The organism is Robinsoniella sp. (assembly GCF_034124845.1).
Genome location: NZ_JAWYAJ010000379.1, coordinates 1 through 2,521, shown reverse-complemented (window position 1 = coordinate 2,521; position 2,521 = coordinate 1). Strand labels below are relative to the sequence as shown.

Sequence of the window (2,521 nt, the reverse complement as noted above, 5' to 3'; positions counted from 1 at the left end):
CATATTGTGATGACTGCGGTCATCAGGAGCTGGAAATGGATATCTGCCCGGTGTGCGGCAGTACCAATCTGACGAAGATAGACAGAATGAATGGTTATCTGTCTTACAGCCGTGTACATGGGGATACCAGACTGAATGAAGCGAAGATGGCGGAAATAGCGGAAAGAAAAAGTATGTAAAGCAGGAGGTGCAAAGATGTCAAGCAGAGTAGAAAGAGCTTTGGAAAACCATAAAAAAGGGATGAACTGCTGCCAGGCAGTGGTTTGTGCATTTGCTGATGCGGTAGATACGGATGAAAAATTATTATTCATGGCAGGGGAAGGATTCGGAGCAGGTATGGGCGGTATGGAATGTACCTGCGGAGCCGTATCCGGAGCAGTCATGCTGGCGGGTATGAAAAACAGCGGCGGTGATATTTCAAATCCAACTACCAAAGGGAGCACCTACCGTATTTCCAAAGAAATCGTGAAAGAATTTGAAAATAAAAACGGCTCGGTAGTCTGCAAAGATTTAAAAGGCCTGGAGACGAAAAAGGTTTTGCGTTCCTGCGATGGCTGTATCGAAGATGCTGCCAGAATAGCTGAAAAAATATTAGGACTATAGGAGAGTGCAGATGTCAGAACAATTAGTCAGAACAGAACTGCTTCTTGGAAAAGAGGGCGTTAAGAGTCTGTCAGACAGCAGGGTGGCAGTCTTTGGCGTGGGAGGCGTAGGCGGATTTGCAATAGAGGCACTTGCCAGAAGCGGCGTGGGCACCCTGGACATTATCGACAATGACCAAGTGTGTGAATCTAACATTAACCGTCAGATCATCGCCCTCCACAGTACCATCGGCAGAAATAAAACAGATGTGATGAAAGAGCGGATTGCAGATATTAATCCCGGGATCCGGGTAAATGTTCACCAATGCTTTTACCTGCCGGAAAATGCGGACAGCTTTGATTTTACCCAATACGACTATATCATCGATGCAATTGATACCGTAGCCGGAAAAATACAGCTGGTAATGCAGGCACAGACAGCAGGAACGCCTATTATAAGCTGTATGGGAGCTGGCAACAAACTGGATCCTGCGCGATTTGAAGTGTCCGATATTTATAAAACCAGTGTATGTCCTCTGGCAAAGGTAATGCGTAAGGAATTAAAGGCAAGAGGCGTGAAATCACTAAAAGTAGTATACTCCAGGGAAGAAGCATGTAAACCGGTGCAAATCATTGCAGAAGGCAACCGCAGGGCAATTCCCGGAAGTATCGCATTTGTACCGTCTGTGGCGGGATTAATCCTGGCTGGGGAGGTAATAAAGGATTTGATCAGGTCCAACGTGGAATTGTAGATTTGAGCAAACTTAAGACCATAAGCTGTTAATTGACTCGTTGCCCGCGGAGTCCAATACCTGCGGGGTATTTGACCCTCGCGGCAGTCGCCAAATGGATGTGCGGGCAAATACATTTGATTCGTTACTCGCGGAAATAAAGAGCTGGAAAACCGTAGATTGAAAAATACGGTTTTTTTGCTGTATAAAAAGGAAGGTCTGAATTATGTTTGGTGAATGCCATGCCCATATGCTGATGAATGGGTATAATTATAAGGAAGCAGTGAACTGCCATAGCCAGGGCGTATGTAAAGAGCTGGTTCACAACTATTTTCAGGAATATGTAAGGCAGAATGTGACGTTTATCCGGGACGGTGGAGATGCCCTGGGTGTATCCCGGTATGCAAAAGATATTGCCGGTGAATATGGAGTGGATTTCCGCACCCCTGTTTTTGCTATTCATAAAAATGGACACTATGGCAGTATTGTAGGCAGGGGTTTTGATACCATGAAGGAATACCGGAAGCTGGTGGGAGAGGTGAAGGAATCCGGTGGAGATTTTATAAAGATAATGGTTTCGGGAATCGTGGATTTTAAGGAGCTGGGGGTGATTACCGGTACCTGCCTCAAGCGGGATGAAATTAAGGAAATGATCCATATAGCCCATGAAGAGGGATTTGCAGTAATGGTACATGTCAATGGAAAACAGGCATTTCTGGATTCCGTGGAGAGTGGAGCGGACAGCGTGGAACATGGAAATTATATTGACGCTGAATGTATTGACGCCCTTCTAGCAAATAAGACCGTGTGGGTTCCAACCCTGGTAACCATAAAAAATCTCTTGGGATCCGGCAGGTATGAGGATATCACGGTAAAAAAAATCTATGATCTGGCTGCGGCTAATGTAAAGTCCGCTTTTTCAAAAGGAGCTGTTCTGGCACTGGGCAGTGATGCCGGCGCTTATAGGGTGCCTCATGGAACAGGGATCTGTGATGAGTATCAGGCTTTCATTGAAATACTGGATGTGGAAAAGCAGGAAGCTGACCGCCGTCTGGCACAGGGGGAGCAGCAAATCAGAATTAGGTTTCAAACAGGATTTAATGCTGCAACGCACTAAATTTGGTTTTTGTTGATTAAATACGCTTTGTAGATGTAGGCAGTGTACGGAAAGAGAAGGGGGCGGACCAGGAGAGGGGTTTGGAAGGCTCA

4 protein-coding genes are annotated in these 2,521 nt (G+C 45.9%); all 4 read left to right on the top strand.

Going from position 1 to position 2,521, the window contains the following annotated elements; genetic code table 11:
- The coding region (gene nrdD / locus ACH2DQ_RS19130; RefSeq protein WP_395027871.1) for an anaerobic ribonucleoside-triphosphate reductase at positions 1 to 179 on the top strand (179 nt) is incomplete at its 5' end.
- 16 nt (positions 180 to 195) lie between these two features.
- The gene (locus tag ACH2DQ_RS19125) at positions 196 to 603 is read left to right on the top strand and encodes a C-GCAxxG-C-C family protein (protein WP_394916203.1); all 408 of its coding nucleotides are present in this window, start codon (positions 196 to 198) and stop codon (positions 601 to 603) included.
- Between the two features lie 10 nt (positions 604 to 613).
- Positions 614 to 1,333, top strand: a complete 720-nt coding sequence (locus tag ACH2DQ_RS19120) for a ThiF family adenylyltransferase (RefSeq protein WP_394916202.1) — start codon at positions 614 to 616, stop codon at positions 1,331 to 1,333.
- A 205-nt stretch (positions 1,334 to 1,538) separates the two neighbouring features.
- Complete coding sequence (locus ACH2DQ_RS19115) at positions 1,539 to 2,429, top strand: amidohydrolase family protein (protein WP_394916201.1); 891 nt, start codon at positions 1,539 to 1,541, stop codon at positions 2,427 to 2,429.
- The last annotated feature ends 92 nt before the right edge of the window (positions 2,430 to 2,521 follow it).

Excerpts from the sequence above, each read along its gene's own strand:
- ACH2DQ_RS19125 (WP_394916203.1), top strand. The coding sequence starts at position 196 with ATGTCAAGCAGAGTAGAAAGAGCTTTGGAAAACCATAAAAAAGGGATG.
- ACH2DQ_RS19120 (WP_394916202.1), top strand. The coding sequence starts at position 614 with ATGTCAGAACAATTAGTCAGAACAGAACTGCTTCTTGGAAAAGAGGGC.
- ACH2DQ_RS19115 (WP_394916201.1), top strand. The coding sequence starts at position 1,539 with ATGTTTGGTGAATGCCATGCCCATATGCTGATGAATGGGTATAATTAT.